Annotated in this window: 14 protein-coding genes and 1 tRNA gene; 9 read left to right on the plus strand and 6 right to left on the minus strand. The window is 40.4% G+C overall.

Features of this window, described 5'->3' with window-relative positions; translation table 11 throughout:
* Positions 1–202: 202 nt before the first annotated feature.
* A complete protein-coding gene (locus EVU92_RS05765) occupies positions 203–2062 on the minus strand; it encodes a sodium:proton antiporter (protein WP_130050387.1) in 1860 nt (619 codons plus the stop codon).
* 918 nt (positions 2063–2980) lie between these two features.
* On the opposite strand from EVU92_RS05765, the gene proB reads away from it, so the two are divergent.
* Together proB and EVU92_RS05775 are read left to right on the plus strand one after the other, a co-directional pair.
* Positions 2981–4087, plus strand: a complete 1107-nt coding sequence (proB, locus tag EVU92_RS05770) for a glutamate 5-kinase (RefSeq protein WP_130050388.1) — start codon at positions 2981–2983, stop codon at positions 4085–4087.
* A complete protein-coding gene (locus EVU92_RS05775) occupies positions 4084–5331 on the plus strand; it encodes a glutamate-5-semialdehyde dehydrogenase (RefSeq protein ID WP_130050389.1) in 1248 nt (415 codons plus the stop codon). Before proB ends, EVU92_RS05775 begins: the two co-directional genes overlap by 4 nt.
* Positions 5332–5502: 171 nt before the next feature.
* Here EVU92_RS05775 and EVU92_RS05780 read toward each other — a convergent pair.
* Positions 5503–5578, minus strand: a tRNA-Ala gene (locus EVU92_RS05780).
* Between the two features lie 166 nt (positions 5579–5744).
* Between EVU92_RS05780 and EVU92_RS05785 the strand changes: the two genes are divergently transcribed.
* Positions 5745–6131 (plus strand): hypothetical protein, encoded by a 387-nt coding sequence (locus tag EVU92_RS05785; RefSeq protein ID WP_130050390.1) that lies wholly within the window; start codon positions 5745–5747, stop codon positions 6129–6131.
* Entirely contained in the window at positions 6132–6632 is a 501-nt protein-coding gene (locus EVU92_RS05790) for a prolyl-tRNA synthetase associated domain-containing protein (RefSeq protein WP_130050391.1), read from the plus strand. It begins immediately after the preceding gene.
* Here the strand turns inward: EVU92_RS05790 and EVU92_RS05795 are convergent.
* Positions 6599–7735, minus strand: coding sequence for an MFS transporter (locus EVU92_RS05795; protein WP_130050392.1), 1137 nt, complete (start codon positions 7733–7735; stop codon positions 6599–6601). The two genes, EVU92_RS05790 and EVU92_RS05795, sit on opposite strands and share 34 nt — an antisense overlap.
* A 232-nt stretch (positions 7736–7967) precedes the next feature.
* Between EVU92_RS05795 and EVU92_RS05800 the strand changes: the two genes are divergently transcribed.
* The 5 genes from EVU92_RS05800 (at position 7968) to EVU92_RS05820 (ending at position 14449) form a co-directional block, all read left to right on the plus strand.
* A complete protein-coding gene (locus EVU92_RS05800; protein WP_130050393.1) occupies positions 7968–8507 on the plus strand; it encodes a DUF2058 domain-containing protein in 540 nt (179 codons plus the stop codon).
* Positions 8508–8610: 103 nt separating this feature from the next.
* Complete coding sequence (locus EVU92_RS05805; protein ID WP_130050394.1) at positions 8611–8934, plus strand: c-type cytochrome; 324 nt, start codon at positions 8611–8613, stop codon at positions 8932–8934.
* A 128-nt stretch (positions 8935–9062) separates the two neighbouring features.
* The gene (locus EVU92_RS05810; protein WP_130050395.1) at positions 9063–9830 is read left to right on the plus strand and encodes a class II aldolase/adducin family protein; all 768 of its coding nucleotides are present in this window, start codon (positions 9063–9065) and stop codon (positions 9828–9830) included.
* A 9-nt stretch (positions 9831–9839) separates the two neighbouring features.
* Positions 9840–11015: a mandelate racemase/muconate lactonizing enzyme family protein gene (locus tag EVU92_RS05815; RefSeq protein WP_130050396.1), complete on the plus strand. Its 1176-nt coding sequence runs from the start codon at positions 9840–9842 to the stop codon at positions 11013–11015.
* Positions 11016–11428: 413 nt separating this feature from the next.
* Positions 11429–14449 (plus strand): TonB-dependent receptor, encoded by a 3021-nt coding sequence (locus tag EVU92_RS05820; RefSeq protein WP_130050397.1) that lies wholly within the window; start codon positions 11429–11431, stop codon positions 14447–14449.
* Positions 14450–14530: 81 nt separating this feature from the next.
* Here EVU92_RS05820 and EVU92_RS05825 read toward each other — a convergent pair whose 3' ends face one another.
* The 3 genes from EVU92_RS05825 to EVU92_RS05835 all read right to left on the minus strand — a co-directional run bounded on the left by EVU92_RS05825 (position 14531) and on the right by EVU92_RS05835 (position 16551).
* Positions 14531–14902, minus strand: coding sequence for a hypothetical protein (locus tag EVU92_RS05825; protein ID WP_205987921.1), 372 nt, complete (start codon positions 14900–14902; stop codon positions 14531–14533).
* 84 nt (positions 14903–14986) lie between these two features.
* Entirely contained in the window at positions 14987–15829 is an 843-nt protein-coding gene (locus tag EVU92_RS05830) for an amidohydrolase family protein (protein WP_130050398.1), read from the minus strand.
* A complete protein-coding gene (locus tag EVU92_RS05835) occupies positions 15826–16551 on the minus strand; it encodes an SDR family oxidoreductase (RefSeq protein WP_130052235.1) in 726 nt (241 codons plus the stop codon). The genes EVU92_RS05830 and EVU92_RS05835 overlap by 4 nt, the downstream gene beginning before the upstream one ends.
* Between the last annotated feature and the right edge of the window lie 6 nt (positions 16552–16557).

Here is a 16557-nt window from a genome sequence, read left to right on the forward strand (position 1 = left end):
AACATACAAATAAAAAGGCCAGCTGATGCTGGCCTCTTGTTATACCAATCCGCAATAATACTTAATCATTTTGAGGGATTAAACCTGTCGCTACCTGCGTTAAAAATTTCTCATTTAGAACAACTGAATAACGAAATTTTTGCCTTGTTATCAACAAGATTTTCTTGCCTCAAAATAGACTATTTAATTAAGCGAATTGGTATTATTTCTCTTCTTTACTTTCTTTTGGTTTGCCGTTGTTTGGGTCTTTTAACACCGACAACTTAGGTGGTTGTAGCGCAACGATACGCTCACCTACTTGTGGTGTCTTTTCCATACTTGTCGTAAATGGGCGAATTTTAATTGGTGAATCGTCATCATCATTTTTTTCACCATTTAAAATGAACAGTGGGATTGCTTCGCTATTGACCTCTTTGTATTGCTCCCAACTAAATTCCTCAGAAATGCGAGTTGCACTGACTTTGCCGCCTTTGGCTATTAAGCTACTTAAGCGAGCGTACGCACCATTGTCTCCAAACAAAATCTGACGTGATAAGAACGTCGCACTGTCTTTGTTTGCTTTAGCATGGTTAGTTGAAGAGCGCAGTGAAAACACGTCTTTTTCGTCGAGTAAATGCGAGAAATATTGCACGCCCAATGCGTTGTGATGACGGTTAGGCGATAGCGCTAATACGCTACGAATCGTCGTTAATGGTAAATAACGCTCTGCATGTTCTGATTGCGGGTTACCATAGTAACAAGGTAAGCCGTCCATGCGCGCCATTTTACAGTTTTCCCATGCAGGATCAGACAAGTGCACCGGAATGTTTTGATCTTTTAAGCCACAAGCAATAGCACGTGCTACATGGTTTGCACCAATAATTAATATGGTATTTGGAGCAGGCTGGCGTACTTTTAATAGTTTAGCTAATGGCGTTGCTGTCAGGCTTTGTAGTACCACTGTTACTATGATCACAGTGAATATGAGTGGCACTATTTTTTCGGCGTCGGCAATGCCTGCTTCTACCATACTCAAAGCGAATACAGAGCCTACCGCCGCTGCAACAATGCCTCGTGGCGCAATCCACGATAGCACTAAGCGAGACTTTAGCGGTAAATCGGTTTTAAAGGTTGATATTGCAATACATGCTGGACGTGCCACGAAGAGCACGATAGCTAAGAAAATAAATACATCGCTATGTAGCATCATTAAATCAGATAACTGTAGGCGGGCTGCAAGTAAGATGAATAGCGATGAAATTAAGATCATCGAAAGGTCTTCTTTAAACTCAAGTACTGAGTCAATTTCGAGCTCATCTTGATTAGCAAGCCAAATACCAAATACGGTTACAGCCAATAGACCAGATTCATGACTTAAGTGGTTAGACACAGTAAAACTAATTAAGACTAAAGCTAAAATACCAAATTTATGTAATTCGAAAGGGAGCCATTCGCGGCGTATCAGTAATGTAGTAAGCCAACCTGCAACCACACCAATTGTTAAACCCACCCCTAAAGTTTTAAATAGGGCGATAATGGTATGGCTTAGTACTTCGCCTTGACCTACAAGCATTACAGCTTCGAATACGAGTACAGCGAATAATGCGCCAATTGGGTCTATTACTATGCCTTCCCAGCGTAAAATACGATCGATATCTTGAGTAGGTCTCATAGAGTTTAACAGCGGTGCGATAACCGTAGGACCAGTAACGACAAGAACTGCACCAAGTACAGCGGCAACCCGCCAATTCAGCTCTAAAATCCAATAAGCACTTAGGCTTACCACCAAGCAAGTTGTGATCATCCCGATGGAGCAGAGGTTGCGAACAACCTTGCCGATACCTTTGAGCTCTCTAAAGTGCAGGGTAAGTGAACCCTCGAATAAGATCACCGCTACGCTTAAAGAAACCACAGGAAATAATAAATCCCCTAACAGTGCGTCAGGTTCAAGCACACCACTAAATGGTCCAAGTATTAAACCTGTTAGTAGTAAAAATAAAATAGCCGGTACACGAAACGCCCATGCTACCCACTGTGCTAATACAGAGCACAAGGCGATCCCTGCTATATAAATTGCTGACATAGAATGAATTATCCTTTAGTTACTACTATTTAAAAAATACCAACACCTTAGATAATCGTGTTTGAAGACGATAAACAGCCGCTGAACTTTTAAAAAATACTTATCTATTAAAGCCTACTCACCGTCATGGATACAAGCAAACTTGTTGCTTCAAATACGATTTTAGTCGTTATTACTACTTTTTGGGCTATTTTGAAAACAAAAATCTGATTTGTTAATGAAAAATCATCAGGTCTAAGATGTTGCGTCCTAAGTTACTGTTAAAAAATGTCTATTTTTACCATTTATGGTAAGTATAAAAGCCATGATTACTTTTTACACTTGATCTTTGACCCTGATTTCCCGTATTATATTTCGTGTTCAAACAATTTGATATCTAAATATTTATAAGCGTTGTCTTATACTTTCAGAGTTCTACCTCTAAATAATCAATTGTTTGTAACAGTTTTAGTGTTTTATACACTTTGTTTTCTAATTAAATAGAAATGAGCTTGTTAGTGTTCAGTGTGTATTTATTACGTGTTGAATAGAATTAAAGTTCATTATCTGGTCAATGTTTAGCTCCCATCGTGGCAGCTAAATCTCGGTCATACAATCTACACCCTATCTGTTGGTGTACCAGATTGTATAGGCTCTATGTATGTTGTTATTAATAAAAGCCGCACACAGCTTTTTACAGCGATACATAAACAACACTTATCTTTTTTTATCAACTTATGGTTTATAACCGTTTGGTCTACTGACTGAATAAAAGTTGTGCTATATCTAATCGCAGTATTTGCGTGGCGTAGTCGTGTGCATAGATAAGTCGTTTGGCAAAGTGATAATAGTCAGTGCGTTTAGTTGTGCTAAACGCGAGTCTTTTAATCAGTGGCAAATTGGCACTGAACAGATAGTAAAATGGAAAGTTGAACAGTTATGCAAAAGTTAAATTGGCGACGTATAGTACTAAAAGTAGGTAGCGCATTAATCGCACCCGAACAAGACGGGTGTCGCTCACGTTATTTACTGACCATTGCACAGTTCATCGTTCGCTGTCGAGCGCAAGGTATCGAAGTGATTTTAGTATCATCAGGTTCGGTAGCTGCTGGTTCGCATTTATTCCCAGAACAAGAAAAACGTTCAGTGACGATGAAAAAAGCAATGGCTGCTGCCGGTCAAACAGAAATGATGGCAATGTGGGATCGATTTTTTGATTTTCCTTCGGCACAGATTTTATTAACCCACGGTGACTTACGTGACCGTGAGCGTTACACCAGTATTCGTGAAACAGTTTTCACCTTACTTGAACATGGTGTATTACCTATCATTAATGAGAATGACACGGTAACGACCGATGATTTAAAAGTTGGCGACAATGATAACCTGTCGGCAATGGTCGCCGCAGCTGCGGATGCAGATGCATTGATGATTTTTTCGGATGTTGATGGTCTTTATGACAAAAATCCGAATTTACATGAAGATGCTGTGTTGCTTCCTGAAATTGAAAATATTGATGAATCAATTTATGCCATGGCCGGTTGTGCAACCAGTGCCGTTGGTACAGGTGGTATGAAAACGAAAATTGAAGCGGCTGAAAAAGCCACTTCACATGGTATTACAACTTTTATCTTAAATGGTTTTAAAGAAGAGACGTTTAATCGACTACTAGCGGGTGACAACCCAGGTACTATCTTCACACCATATGAAAAACCAATGCAAGAGGCTGTGCATTGGATGACTCACACAGCGAATGAGCAAGGTGAGGTTGTAGTTGAAGGTTCATTTGATGAATCATTAAAAGATGAAGACGGCTGTATTCGTAGCGACGAGATCGTTGCGGTGCACGGAGAATTTGGCGTAGGCGATACTATACTAGTTCGTAGTGATGATGGTACGCGTCTAGCAAAAGCAACAGCGAATTACAGTAGCTGTTTATTGAATTTTATTGCTGACAACGAGCAAAGTGAATTTAGCGAAAAAATGCAAGATTCAATCGGCCCAGTTGTTTCAGAGAAAGATATCGCATTATTGGAGAAGTCATGAGTTTAATTACGGATATTTCGAGTCAAGCTGCCAAAGCTGCAACCCAGTTAGCTTTACTTGATACTGCTACTAAGAATCAAGTTTTAGCTGAGATGGCACAGGCATTACGTGAAAGCAAAGCCTTTATCATCAAAGAAAACGAAAGCGATTTAGCGGCAGCACGTGATAATAACCTTGCTGCATCTATGATTGACCGATTAACGCTTAACGATGAGCGTATTGAAGCGATGGCTGAAGGTATTGAAGTCATTGTTAGTCTTGATGATCCTGTGGGTCAATTACGCGAAATTTCAGAGCGCCCGAATGGTATCAAGATCAGCAAGATGCGCGTACCACTTGGTGTTGTGTGCATGATTTATGAAGCACGTCCAAATGTGACGGCTGATGCTGGTGCATTATGCTTTAAATCAGGTAATGGTGTTATTTTACGTGGTGGTAAAGAAGCACTACGTAGTTCACAAGCGATCGCTAGCGTGATGCACAAAGTACTTGAGAAGCATGGTTTACCAGCAGCGTTGATTTCAGTGATCCCAGATCCAGACCGTGGTCTACTAATGGAACTGATGCAACAACGTGACACTATTGATTTAATCATCCCGCGTGGTGGTGAGGGTTTAATTAATTTTGTAACAGAAAACAGTACCATTCCAGTAATTCAGCACTTTAAAGGTGTTTGTCACCTTTATGTCGATAAAGACGCTGATCTGAATGTCGCTATCAACTTATTATTAAATGGTAAAACTCAGCGTACCGGTGTGTGCAATGCCCTAGAAGGTTTAGTGGTACACCAAGATATTGCAGATGAGTTTTTAAATCTATGTGCAGTGGTACTTCGTCAAGAAGGCGTAAAAGTAAACGCAGATGCTAAAGCTGCTGAATACTTTGATAATGCTACTGTGCTTGCTGATGATGAATTTGGTGAAGAGTATTTAGATTTAGAAATCGCAATCAAAGTTGTGCCTGATTTTGCTGGTGCAATTGATCATATTGCTAAGTTTGGTTCAAACCACACTGAAGTGATTTGTACTAAAGACCAAGCTGCGGCTGAGCTATTCCAACGCAGCGTTGATGCCTCTGTTGTGATGGTTAATGCGTCATCGCGTTTTTCTGATGGTTCACAGCTAGGTCTAGGTGCTGAGATTGGTATTGCGACAACTAAGCTACATGCTTACGGTCCAATGGGTCTTGAGTCACTTACGACTGAAAAATACTTAGTGAATGGCGAAGGTCAAATTCGTGAGTAACCGATAACAGGTGATCATTTTAAAAGCCGGGCTCTGCTCGGTTTTTTTATGTCTAAAACAAGTTTACTTTAATAAAGTAAAACGTATAAACGACTAGAAATATAAAAATTGGTTAGATAACTTAGTTTTGATTATTAAATTCGGCAGGTTGCCTAAAGAAAGGTAGGAAAGTGGTGGAGCTAAGCAGGATCGAACTGCTGACCTCCTGCGTGCAAGGCAGGCGCTCTCCCAGCTGAGCTATAGCCCCACATTCCTAAAATACAGGATGCTTAAGTCTTGCGTCTCAAGCGGGGTGAACTTTAAATATTTTTACATATTTGGTCAAGTATTTTTTTTAAAATGTTCGAATTTTTACTCTATTGTTTTATTTTTGGTAGACTAAAGCGCATTCACTGTACAAGGCTTATCCAATAATGAAAAAAATAGCATGGCTTTTGGTTGTTTTACTTACCGGTTGCGCAAGCCAAGGAGAAGCACCTCCATTTGAAATTAATAATAAGCAGTTTTATGAAAAAAATGACGACCAAGGCAATAAAATTTTTGCCTATGTGGTGTCAGTTAAAGCACAAGGAAGACAGCCAATTAACCTTGATAAGCCAATGACACGCAGGCAGTTTAAAGACTTTGCCGAGCAAGAAGTATTTGAAGAATCGAGCAACTTAAAACTTATGCTCGAAGATCAAGCGGTCGAATTATTAAATAAAGAGCTTAAAGAACGAAAGTACTGCGACGATAAACACGTTATTGACGAAGTATTATGGCGTGATTTAAGTGTGCAATTACGAGGACGTTGTTTGTAAATGTATGCAGATAAAAATAAGTTAGCTGCTACGCTAGCTCAATTAGATATTAACTATGATGTGATTGAGCATCCACCGTTACATGGTAGTTTAGATGCCGATAAATTTATGCTCGATAGACCGGGCACACGATTAAAAAACCTGTTTTTACGAGATAACGAAGGCAAGCGGCATTTTTTAGTGATCACTGCCCATGACAAGCAGCTTGACTTAAAAGCCATTGCTCAGCAGCAAGGGTTATCTCGTTTAGGATTTGCATCTGATGAGCGGTTAGCGCGTTATCTGAAAGTGCCACCGGGCTGTGTTTCTATGCTGGCACTTTTAAACGACAAACAAAATAATGTTACCCTTTGGCTAGACCAAGAAATTTGGTTCAACGAGCTTTTTCATTGTCACCCTTTTGAAAATACCGCGACATGGTTGATGAAAAAAGATGACTTAGAGCTATTTTTTGCAAGTACTGGGCATCAGCCTCGTATCGTATTTCTTCCAGCCAAATAAACTAAGCTTAAACCCACTAAGCAAACTAAAAGTAGCACGGTCATAAAGGCAACTTGGCCGTGTTGCTGATATACCAGTCCAGGCAATAACGAACCGAGTGCGCCACCGCTGTAATAAAACGATACATAACCCCCATTGGTGACACTTGCAGGTGCACTGCTGATTTTATTTACTAATGGCGCCGCACTTGAGTGGATCACGAACATTGCGCCACAAAAGCCGGTAAAAGCAATAACAAAAAGTATTAACTGCTGACTCATCAGTAGCACCATGGTCAGACTATAGAATACAAATACCCAAGTTAATAAACGCCAAGGTGTTGATGACTTTCGTAACAGCCAAGGTGTAGCTATGGATGCGAGTGCACCAAGCAAGTAACCGCTGTAAACCAGCCCGATGTCTCGGGTATTAGTGATAGCAAAACTGTCTTGTAGGATGAAAGGTAAATAATTCAATAGCGCTGCAAAGCAAAAGAACATACAAAAAATCGCTCCATATAGCTTTAATACCTGCGGATCTTTTAATTGTTTTAGATACAACAGAGGCGATTTGGCTGCATGAATGCTCGCACCTTTGCTTGATTTTGGAATGGTGATTGCAAACAGTACTAACCCTAACGCAATCACATAATAAAAGCTTTGCCAGCTCAAAAAGTCAGTAAATAAGGCCGCGAGTATACGTCCAAAGTAACCGCCGACGATGGTGCTGCCAATGTATAGGGTCATATTACGCTGTAATTGGTCGGCCTGATAAGTTACACCAATATAACTGGTCATGGCTGTGAGAGCCGCTGGGAGAGTGAGCCCTTGAATAAAGCGAACCAGTAATAGCAATTCAAAACTAGGTGCTAAGGTAAAAGCGACACAGCTTATTGCTAGCACAAACATAGCAATCTTTAAAATTGTTAATGGATTTCGTTTTGCTAAAAACAAGCCATACACTAAAGGGGCGATAGCCAATGGCAGCATGGTCGCTGTCATTAAGCTACCTGCAGTGGCTGGCAATACAGAAAAATAGTTGGCAAATAATCCAAGCAAGGGTTGTGGGGCGTATAAAACAAAGAAAATAAATACAGAGCAAAGTAACAAATGTCGCAGCTGCATTTTAAGCTCCCGAGAGGAAAAGCCCTAGCTTATCGGGTACAGGGTTTTTTACAAGTTCAAAGGCGACTAAAATTATAAATCTTGCGTTAAATCAATATGTCATGATTTCATCGCGTGTTAATCTCACTGCAATATACTCGATTGCTGTGAATCAAGTGGGCTCAGTACTGTTATTTGTTGGCAGAGCTGATTAAAATAACCCTAATACGCATTAATAAATTGGAATTTCGTCATGGGTTCATTACAAGATCAATTACTTAAGGCTGGCCTTACTACGTCACACAAAGCTAAAGTAGCCAAAACAGAGAAGCGCAAGCAGCAAAAGAAGAAAAAGAAAGGCGCAACGAGTAATCCTAGCGATCTACAAAAACATATAGAGCAAACTAAGCTAGAGCAACAGAAAAAAGCTGATGAGCTTAATCAAGCGCGTTTAGAAGAGCAGAAACAACGTGAGCAAGTGGCTCGCGTTAAGCAGATTTTAGAGCATCACAATCAAGAAGAGATCCGTGGAGATCGTACATTTAACTTCACTTATCAAAATAAAGTGAAAGAGCTCGAAGTAAACGAAAAAACACAGAAGGCCCTAGCTGGTGGCCGTTTAGCAATTTGTGTTTTAGAAGGCCAATTTTTTGTACTGGAAGACGAACCAGCACGAAAAGTCGCTGAAGTCAGCGAAGATTATATAGTGTTCCATGTTGAGCCTGAAGATAAGCAAAAGGATGAAGATGATCCGTATGCTGATTTTGAAGTACCTGATGATTTAATTTGGTAGTTATTGTTTCGATTGCCATTACAATTTTCGGGTGCAATATTGTTAAATCATGGTCTACACTAAAGAAAATGTTTAATAACCCGTCAAAAAAGAGAAGATACAAATGAGCAAGATCACGAAAATTTTATGTGGGGCTGGCATTGCAATGGCTGCAAGCCTATCTTTTAATACTATGGCTGCCGATGGTGCAACACTTTACACAGCTAAGCTTTGTCAAACTTGTCATGGTGCAGAAGGTAAAGCACCTATCATGCCTCAGTACCCTAAGTTAAACGGTCAAAATAAAGAGTACTTACTAGCCCAAATGAAAGATATCAAATCAGGTGCGCGTAGTAACGGTATGACTGCTGCAATGAAAGCGATGGTTGCAAATGTATCTGAAGAAGAAATGTCTGCAATTGCTGATTACTTATCTCAAGTAAAATAAGCGCTAATTGAGTGAAAAAGGCCACATCAATTGATGTGGCCTTTTTGTATCAACTATTGATCATCCATTAATAGTAATTTAGACTTCTATACATCTATTTGTGCAGTGTCACATATACAAGGTTTTCCATGTTTGACTTACCAAAACTCGATTTAAAAAATAAAGTATCTGAACAAGAATGGCAGCTACGTGTTGATCTAGCTGCATGCTACCGTTTAGTTGATCATTTTCGATGGGGTGATTTAATTTACACCCACCTATCGGCGCGTTTACCAGGCACAGATCACTATTTAGTTAATGCATTTGGTTTAAGTTTTGACGAAGTGACTGCATCAAATCTTGTGAAGGTAGATTTAGCTGGCAATATTCTTGATGACACGCCGTTTAAAATTAATCCGGCAGGTTTTACCATTCACAGTGCTATTCATGAAGTACGTGATGACGCTCATTGTGTAATTCATTTACATACAAAAGAGACCATTGCCGTTGCAACGCAAGAAAAAGGCCTGTTACCACTAAGCCAATACTCAATGTTCTCATTACCATCATTGTCTTATCATGGCTACGAAGGGTTAGCGGTAAACAGTGACGAGAAAAAGCGTTTACAGGATGACTTAGGCACCACTAATCACATGCTATTGGTTAACCATGGTGGCTTAACCGTGGGACCAACAGTAGGTGATGCCTTTATGCGCTTTTATGATTTGCAGCGCGCCTGTGAAATTCAATTGGCTATTCAAGCCAGTGGCCAAACGGCAATCCCAGTACCACAACCTATTATCGATAATATTTATAATCAAGCGAATGTCGTGCATAGCGGCAGCACCGGTGGCCAGTTAGCTTGGCCAGCAATGCTACGTAAAGCTTATCGTCTTGATCCTAGTTTTGCTCAGTAAGGAGTAGCCATGAAAGTTAATCGCGTCGAAGTGTTCGATATTCATTGTCCAGAAAGACCAGCTTGGACACCTGTTTTTGTGCGTATTCACACTGATGAAGGTATTAGCGGTGTGGGGGAAGCGGGTCTTGCTTATGATTTAGGTCATAGCGCAGCAGCGGCAATGATCAAAGAAATGGCTGATGCCTTTTTAATTGGTCATGACCCATTTCAAACAGAAAAACTGTGGTCACGAATGCTACGCGAAAGCTTTTGGGGTTTAGGTGGTGGTCCTGTTGTGTATGCAGCAATGAGCGCCATTGATACTGCGCTTTGGGATATAAAAGGTAAAGCATTAGGTTTACCTGTTTATCAGCTATTAGGCGGTAAAGTTAACGATAAGCTACGTACTTACGCATCACAATTACAGTTTGACTGGGACAGCGAATTTAAAGCGCTTGTTCACCCAGAAGAATACGCAGAAGCAGCGCTTAAGGCGATGGCTGAAGGTTATGATGCGGTAAAAGTTGATCCAATTCAGTACGATAAAAACGGCAATACTTATTATGATCGTACTAACATTATTTCTCGTGCAGAAATGAAGTTATATCGTGCGCGTATGCAAGCTATTCGTGAAGCGGTCGGTGACGAAGTTGATATTATTTTTGAGTGTCACAGCTTACCTGGTGCAACATCAGCAATTCAAATTGGTGAGATTGCTGAAGAGTTCGATTGTATGTATTACGAAGAACCTGTGAATTACTTAAATCATTCATTACACGCAAAAGTTGCCGACAAAGTTGCTGTGCCAATTGCAGGTGGTGAACGTTTGTATAACCGATGGGGTGTGCGTCCATACTTAGAAGATCAAAGTATTGATGTGCTACAGCCAGACTTAGGTCTATGTGGTGGTTTCACAGAAACTAAAAAAGTGTGTGATTATGCAGATATTTTCGATGTGCGCATTCAAGCTCACGTGTGTGGTGGACCAGTAGCAACCGCAGCTTCGTTACACCTAGAAACCGCAATTCCTAACTTCTTAATTCACGAACATCACACCTATGCGATTAAAAAGTGGAACCGTGAGTTATGTATTCAAGATCCACAGCCTAAAAATGGTTTCTTCCAAGTATCAGAAGAGCCAGGGATCGGTATTGAGCTGAATGACGAAGTTATTATGCGCTCACAACGTGTTGAGATTAAGTAATACTAATTCACAATATCAGAGTTAAAATTAAATGTTGAATATTGAAAAAGGCCCGTTAGGGCCTTTTTTGTGAAAAAATGTAATTGTTAATATTTATGCATTAGGCTTTTTTATTAAATAATAGGTATGTTTAAGCTGAATGCCTAATCAAAGTTTGCTGGTTTTAATGTTAAATGTTTTGGTTTATTTTGATGTTTTTAATATAATCCATCTCTGTATTATTTATGTTTCTGAAATTATACCAGTTAAAACCCTGTGATTACATAAAGTTACATTTAGTCCCTGATTCTAATAAATATGGTTTTTTTGTAATATATTTGTGTTTTTTAATTTACATTCTTGTTTCATTTTACTAATGTAATTGTGCCTATTTTATAGGCGCAAATAATTATAATTTAAACAGGGATACAAAAATGAAATCAATGTTTCGGAAAAGCATAACAGCGATAGCAGTTACTGCATCGCTAGGTTTAGCCCTTCCTGCATCTGCATCGGACGTAATTGGTTCTGTTCAGAATGTGGCAAATACCTCTTCTTACACTGTAAAAGTTAAAAACCCAGCAACAGGTTTAGAACGTACTTTAAATATTTCAGAAAATGGAACGTTCCGCTTTGCATCATTACCTTCAGGTAACTATGACATTCAGATTCTAAAAGACGGTAATATTGTTGCTGAAGACAAAGTGCGTGTTTCTTTAGGTGCTAACTCAAAGGCAAACTTTGATTTAGCAAGTGTTGCAAGCTCAGGCCCTGAAGTTATTCAAGTTGTTGGTGCACGTATTTCATCAATAGATTTATCGACAGCTGACTCAGGCTTGGTTATTACCGATGCTGAAATCGATCGTATGCCTATCAGTCGTGATCTTACTTCGGTTGCATTATTAGCGCCTGGTGCAGTTAAAGGTGATAGTGCATTTGGTAACACTGCGTCATTTGGTGGTTCATCTGTTGCGGAAAATGCTTGTTATATCAATGGTCTTGAAGTAACAAATACACGTCAAGGTCTAGGATGTGGTGAAGTACCATTCGAATTTTATGACCAATTCCAAGTAAAAACGGGTGGTTACTCAGCGAAGTTTGGCCGTGCGACGGGTGGTACGATTAACACCACAACCAAAAGTGGTACCAATGAATGGGAATTCTCTGCAGTTGTACAATATTCTCCTGACTCACTTCAAGAAGAGGGTTCTATTTCACGTGGTAACCAAGGCGCCGGACAAATTTTCCGAGACGAAAGCGTAGCTTCTGATAATAGCGCGGATGTCACTTTAGCAGTGGGTGGTCCGTTAATTGAAGATACTTTATTCTTCTATGGCTTAGTAAACCCTCGTGATACAGAGTCTACATACACTTGGGGAGGTGACGAATTCTCACCAAACGATCAATATCGTAAAGAATCAGCATCAGGCGGTGATAACCTTTTCTGGGGTGGTAAGCTTGATTGGGATATTACGGATAACCATCGCTTGAGCTATTTTGCTTACTCAAACCGTCGTGATATTGAGCGCTCTGTTTTTGAGTATGACAATGGTGCGATTGGTGAGCGTATTGATGGCGCACTTCTAAAACGTGGTGGTAAAGCACAAAGCTTAAGCTATACAGGTATCTTAACAGAAGACCTAGTAGTTACAGCAATGGCTGGTAATATCAAAACTGAATATGAAACTCAGTCTGAAAATCTAGTTTGTCCAAGTGTCACTGACTCGCGTGGTACTTCAAACCCAATCACTGGCTGTGGTGCTGGTGGTAGTTTTGGAGCAAATAACGATGACAACACACAATACCGCTTAGATGTTGAGTATGTGTGGGATGCACACGAAATTAGCTTTGGTATCGATTATCAAGAGCGTAAATCAGAGCGAATCAGCCAACCAATTGGTGGCCATAGCTATGATTATCGTACGCTTGCAGATAATGGTAGCTGGCAAGCTGATAATGGTGCACTAACCAATAACACAGGTGCTGCACTTGATTATGTTGAAGATCGTATCTTTGACGGTGGTGGTAGCTTTGAGTCAGAATTAACCGCTTACTACCTTGAAGATCACTGGCAAGTAACTGATGATTTTGCTGTTAAAGTTGGCCTACGTATCGACGAATTCGATAGCTGGGGTACGACAGGCAAGTTATTAACAAGCTTTAAAACAGACATTGCTCCTCGCTTAGGTTTCACATGGGATCCAACAGGTACGGGTGATACGAAAGTGTACGGTACATATGGTCGTTACTATTTACCAGTTGCTAATAATACGATTTTCCGTGCGGCATCAGGTGTAAGTGATATCACGACTGCTTATACGTATACGGGTGTTGATCCAACAACAGGCGCACCAACAGGCCTTGCTCCTTTAGCTGATACTATCGGTAGTGGTGGTTTAGCAAACTCACAACAAGTGAGTGGTGTACCTGTTATTCCGGAAAAAGATATTTTCCAAGCAAAAGAAGCGGATCCGTTCTCTAAAGATGAGTACATCATTGGTGTGCAACAAGCACTTAATGATGAATACACTGTTGGTTTAAAAGGTACGTATCGTGAAGTTGCAACTGCACTTGATGATTACTGTGGCCGTTACGCATATCCATACTGCGTCATGATCAACCCTGGCTCTACATCAAGCTGGTACAGCGATGGTTATTACTGGAATGGTACTGATTGGGGTGATTCAAGCTTTGATAATGACGGTGTTCCAGATGCAGGTTCACTAACAACTTACTCAGCTGAAACAATCGGCTTACCGAAAGCAAATAATGAGTATACGTCAGTTGAATTTAGCCTAGATTACCGCGCGGAAACTATTCGTTACCAATTTGGTTATACTTGGGCACGTAGTGTAGGTAACTTCGAAGGTGCTGTTAAGTCTGACATCGGCCAAGCTGATGCGGGTATTACACAAGACTTCGACTTCCCAGCAGTAATGGATGGTTCACAAGGTTATCAACCTAACGATCGTCGTCACACATTTAAGTTCTTCGGTAGCTGGGAACCAGTTGAAAACTTAATTGTTGGTTGGAATGCAACACTACAAAGTGGTCGTCCACAAAGCTTGTTCGGTCAAGGTTATCCATCAAAAGATCCAAACCTAAATGGTGGCTGGGGTGATACTTTCTACATCTATACCAATGATTGTCCAGACACAAATGGTGATGGCGAATGTCAACAAGACGAAAAAATCTATGAGCAGCACACTCGTGGTACAGCGGGTCGTACTCCTTGGACGTTTAACTTAGATTTATCAGCTGCATATGACTTTACAGTATCTGATATTGATATGCGTGCAACTATTAACGTATTTAACGTACTTAATAGCCAAGAGATGACATCTGCGAATGAGCATTATGAGCAAAATGAGGGTGAAGTTAACTCTTATTATGGTTCTGCGTATACATGGCAAGCACCTCGCTCTGTTCGTTTAGGATTTGAAGCTCGCTTCTAATCATAAGAACAATCAATTTGATTGTCCCCCGACTAAAAAAGCCCGTAAGGGCTTTTTTTATATCTGTTTATTTAGTTTAGATTAGTCTGTCGGTTTGCATTTTACCAAAGGAAGAGGCTCGGTGGCTTTACTATCTAAATGGCGTACAAAACACATTTGGTTTTTTATTAACAGCTCAAAACGTTCAGGCATATCTGGGTAAGACCCATGGTTGGACTTCTCTGGTATAGCAGCGTTATTCAAGCTTTCAATAACAAGTATGCTGCTATTGATAAACGCATCTTCGGCTACGTTAACAGGCTTACTGTGCATTAGCCTTGCTATGCCAAGTGCTATTAGCTCACTTTGCGGCTCTGTTAGCTGTGCATGTTGTAGTTTTGGAGTGGGTTCTTGCTTAGAACTACAGCCAAATAAGACACTAACTAGTAAAAGGCTGGTAATAGAGGCTTTCATTAATACTCCTGAACAAGCAAACAGATTTTAGACTTGATGCTTGTTCGCTTTATAAGTTTTAACTTTATTGAATATAGCTATTTTTTAAACAATTTGATAGATTTCACGGGCGTTTTTATAGCTTAGTTTTTGCCATAAACTCTGCTCGGAGCACAATGAGTGATAGTGATGCCAACAGTTTTCGTAACTGGTATTTATTTGGCAAACAGGGAAATTACTTGCAAACATCACACGATGTTCACCAAAGTACTTAACTAAATTATTAACCAGCCAAAGGTGTTTGTTTACGGCTATTTGCGTGAATTCTAAGCCTGAGAACTTTATCGCGATATTATCGCAGTGGCTGAGTTTAATGATTGCTTCAAGCCATGTTTTCTCATCACTAATAAAGCCTAAATGATTAATAACCACACGTAATGATGGCAGGGCTGTGCAATACTTAATAAGCTGCTCAGTTGTCTGCATGTTTTCAATTTCAAACTGTGCTTCAAAGTGTAAATTTTCGCCTGCGAGCATGGCTAGGTTGTCTTGGCAGTGAGGAGTTAATAAGCGCTTGGCTTCATCACCTTCGGTTATATCGCGAATACCAACCAAAGATGGATGATCTAACTCATTGAGTGACGCTTCAAAGTGTTTGGTAGATGCGTCAATCACACTGTAGCTGATTGCTCGATAGGGAATGTCATTTAAATGCGTTGCAAGCCAATTAAGCTCATTCACTGGCGCTTGATTATCAAAGCCAGCTTCAATATGCACCAAGGCTTCTAGTTGAAATGGACAAGCGGCTTTAAGTTCTGAGCTAGTAATTTGCTTTTTAATTTTATCTAGATTTGGCCAAGAGGGGGGATTGCTACCTTGTAGCCAAGTGTATTGACCCTCAGTGAGGTTAAAAAAGTGCACATGGGGGTCAATTATTTTGTCGCTCATTGCGTGGTGTATCCACCATCAATACTTTGTAAGCTACCAGTAATAAAGCTCGCTTCTGGGCTTATTAAAAAGTTCACCAAAGCAGCAATTTCTTCTGGTTGACCTAAACGCCCTAGCGGTTGCAGCGCGGCTTCTTCAGCAACAACCTCTGCTTTATCGGCACCACTGCGTTTACAGTAGGCATCAATCGCATTATGAAACAGTGGTGTTTCTATTGTACCCGGACACACTGCGTTAGCACGAATATTAAACGCGGCATAATCGAGTGCTGTCGTTTTTGCCATGGAAGCTAGCGCGTGCTTGGTTAGGTTATAAGCAAACGAGTTTGGTTTGCCAATAATTGCCTGATCAGAGGCAACCAACACGATACTGCCGCTTTGCTGGATTTTCATACTAGGTAATACGGCTTGAATTGCTGCATAGGCACCTTTCACATTGAGCGCAAACAGGGCATCAAACGTTGCTTCATCGGTGTTTTCAATGTTGGCACTTAGATGACGACCCGCATTAGAGATTAAGGCATCGACACGGCCCGTCTGTGCAATGATATCGGTGATAACCGATTTCACCTGCTGAGTATCACTGACGTCACAGTGGTGATAATTGCCCTCAGACGGGGTGATATCTAAGTTGTAAACGGTGTATGCTTCACGTTCTAAACGCTCTACTATAGCTTTGCCTATGCCTTTACTGCCACCTGTGACAATTGCAACGTTTGTCATCATTTA

Origin of the sequence: Pseudoalteromonas sp. MEBiC 03485 (assembly GCF_004195145.1) — a bacterium.
GTDB lineage: Bacteria > Pseudomonadota > Gammaproteobacteria > Enterobacterales > Alteromonadaceae > Pseudoalteromonas > Pseudoalteromonas apostichopi.

Excerpts from the sequence above, each read along its gene's own strand:
- EVU92_RS05810 (WP_130050395.1), top strand. The coding sequence starts at position 9,063 with ATGTTTGACTTACCAAAACTCGATTTAAAAAATAAAGTATCTGAACAA.
- EVU92_RS05765 (WP_130050387.1), bottom strand. The coding sequence starts at position 2,062 with ATGTCAGCAATTTATATAGCAGGGATCGCCTTGTGCTCTGTATTAGCA.
- EVU92_RS05835 (WP_130052235.1), bottom strand. The coding sequence starts at position 16,551 with ATGACAAACGTTGCAATTGTCACAGGTGGCAGTAAAGGCATAGGCAAA.
- EVU92_RS05830 (WP_130050398.1), bottom strand. The coding sequence starts at position 15,829 with ATGAGCGACAAAATAATTGACCCCCATGTGCACTTTTTTAACCTCACT.
- EVU92_RS05815 (WP_130050396.1), top strand. The coding sequence starts at position 9,840 with ATGAAAGTTAATCGCGTCGAAGTGTTCGATATTCATTGTCCAGAAAGA.
- EVU92_RS05775 (WP_130050389.1), top strand. The coding sequence starts at position 4,084 with ATGAGTTTAATTACGGATATTTCGAGTCAAGCTGCCAAAGCTGCAACC.
- EVU92_RS05790 (WP_130050391.1), top strand. The coding sequence starts at position 6,132 with ATGTATGCAGATAAAAATAAGTTAGCTGCTACGCTAGCTCAATTAGAT.
- EVU92_RS05825 (WP_205987921.1), bottom strand. The coding sequence starts at position 14,902 with ATGAAAGCCTCTATTACCAGCCTTTTACTAGTTAGTGTCTTATTTGGC.
- EVU92_RS05785 (WP_130050390.1), top strand. The coding sequence starts at position 5,745 with ATGAAAAAAATAGCATGGCTTTTGGTTGTTTTACTTACCGGTTGCGCA.
- EVU92_RS05820 (WP_130050397.1), top strand. The coding sequence starts at position 11,429 with ATGAAATCAATGTTTCGGAAAAGCATAACAGCGATAGCAGTTACTGCA.
- proB (WP_130050388.1), top strand. The coding sequence starts at position 2,981 with ATGCAAAAGTTAAATTGGCGACGTATAGTACTAAAAGTAGGTAGCGCA.
- EVU92_RS05795 (WP_130050392.1), bottom strand. The coding sequence starts at position 7,735 with ATGCAGCTGCGACATTTGTTACTTTGCTCTGTATTTATTTTCTTTGTT.
- EVU92_RS05800 (WP_130050393.1), top strand. The coding sequence starts at position 7,968 with ATGGGTTCATTACAAGATCAATTACTTAAGGCTGGCCTTACTACGTCA.
- EVU92_RS05805 (WP_130050394.1), top strand. The coding sequence starts at position 8,611 with ATGAGCAAGATCACGAAAATTTTATGTGGGGCTGGCATTGCAATGGCT.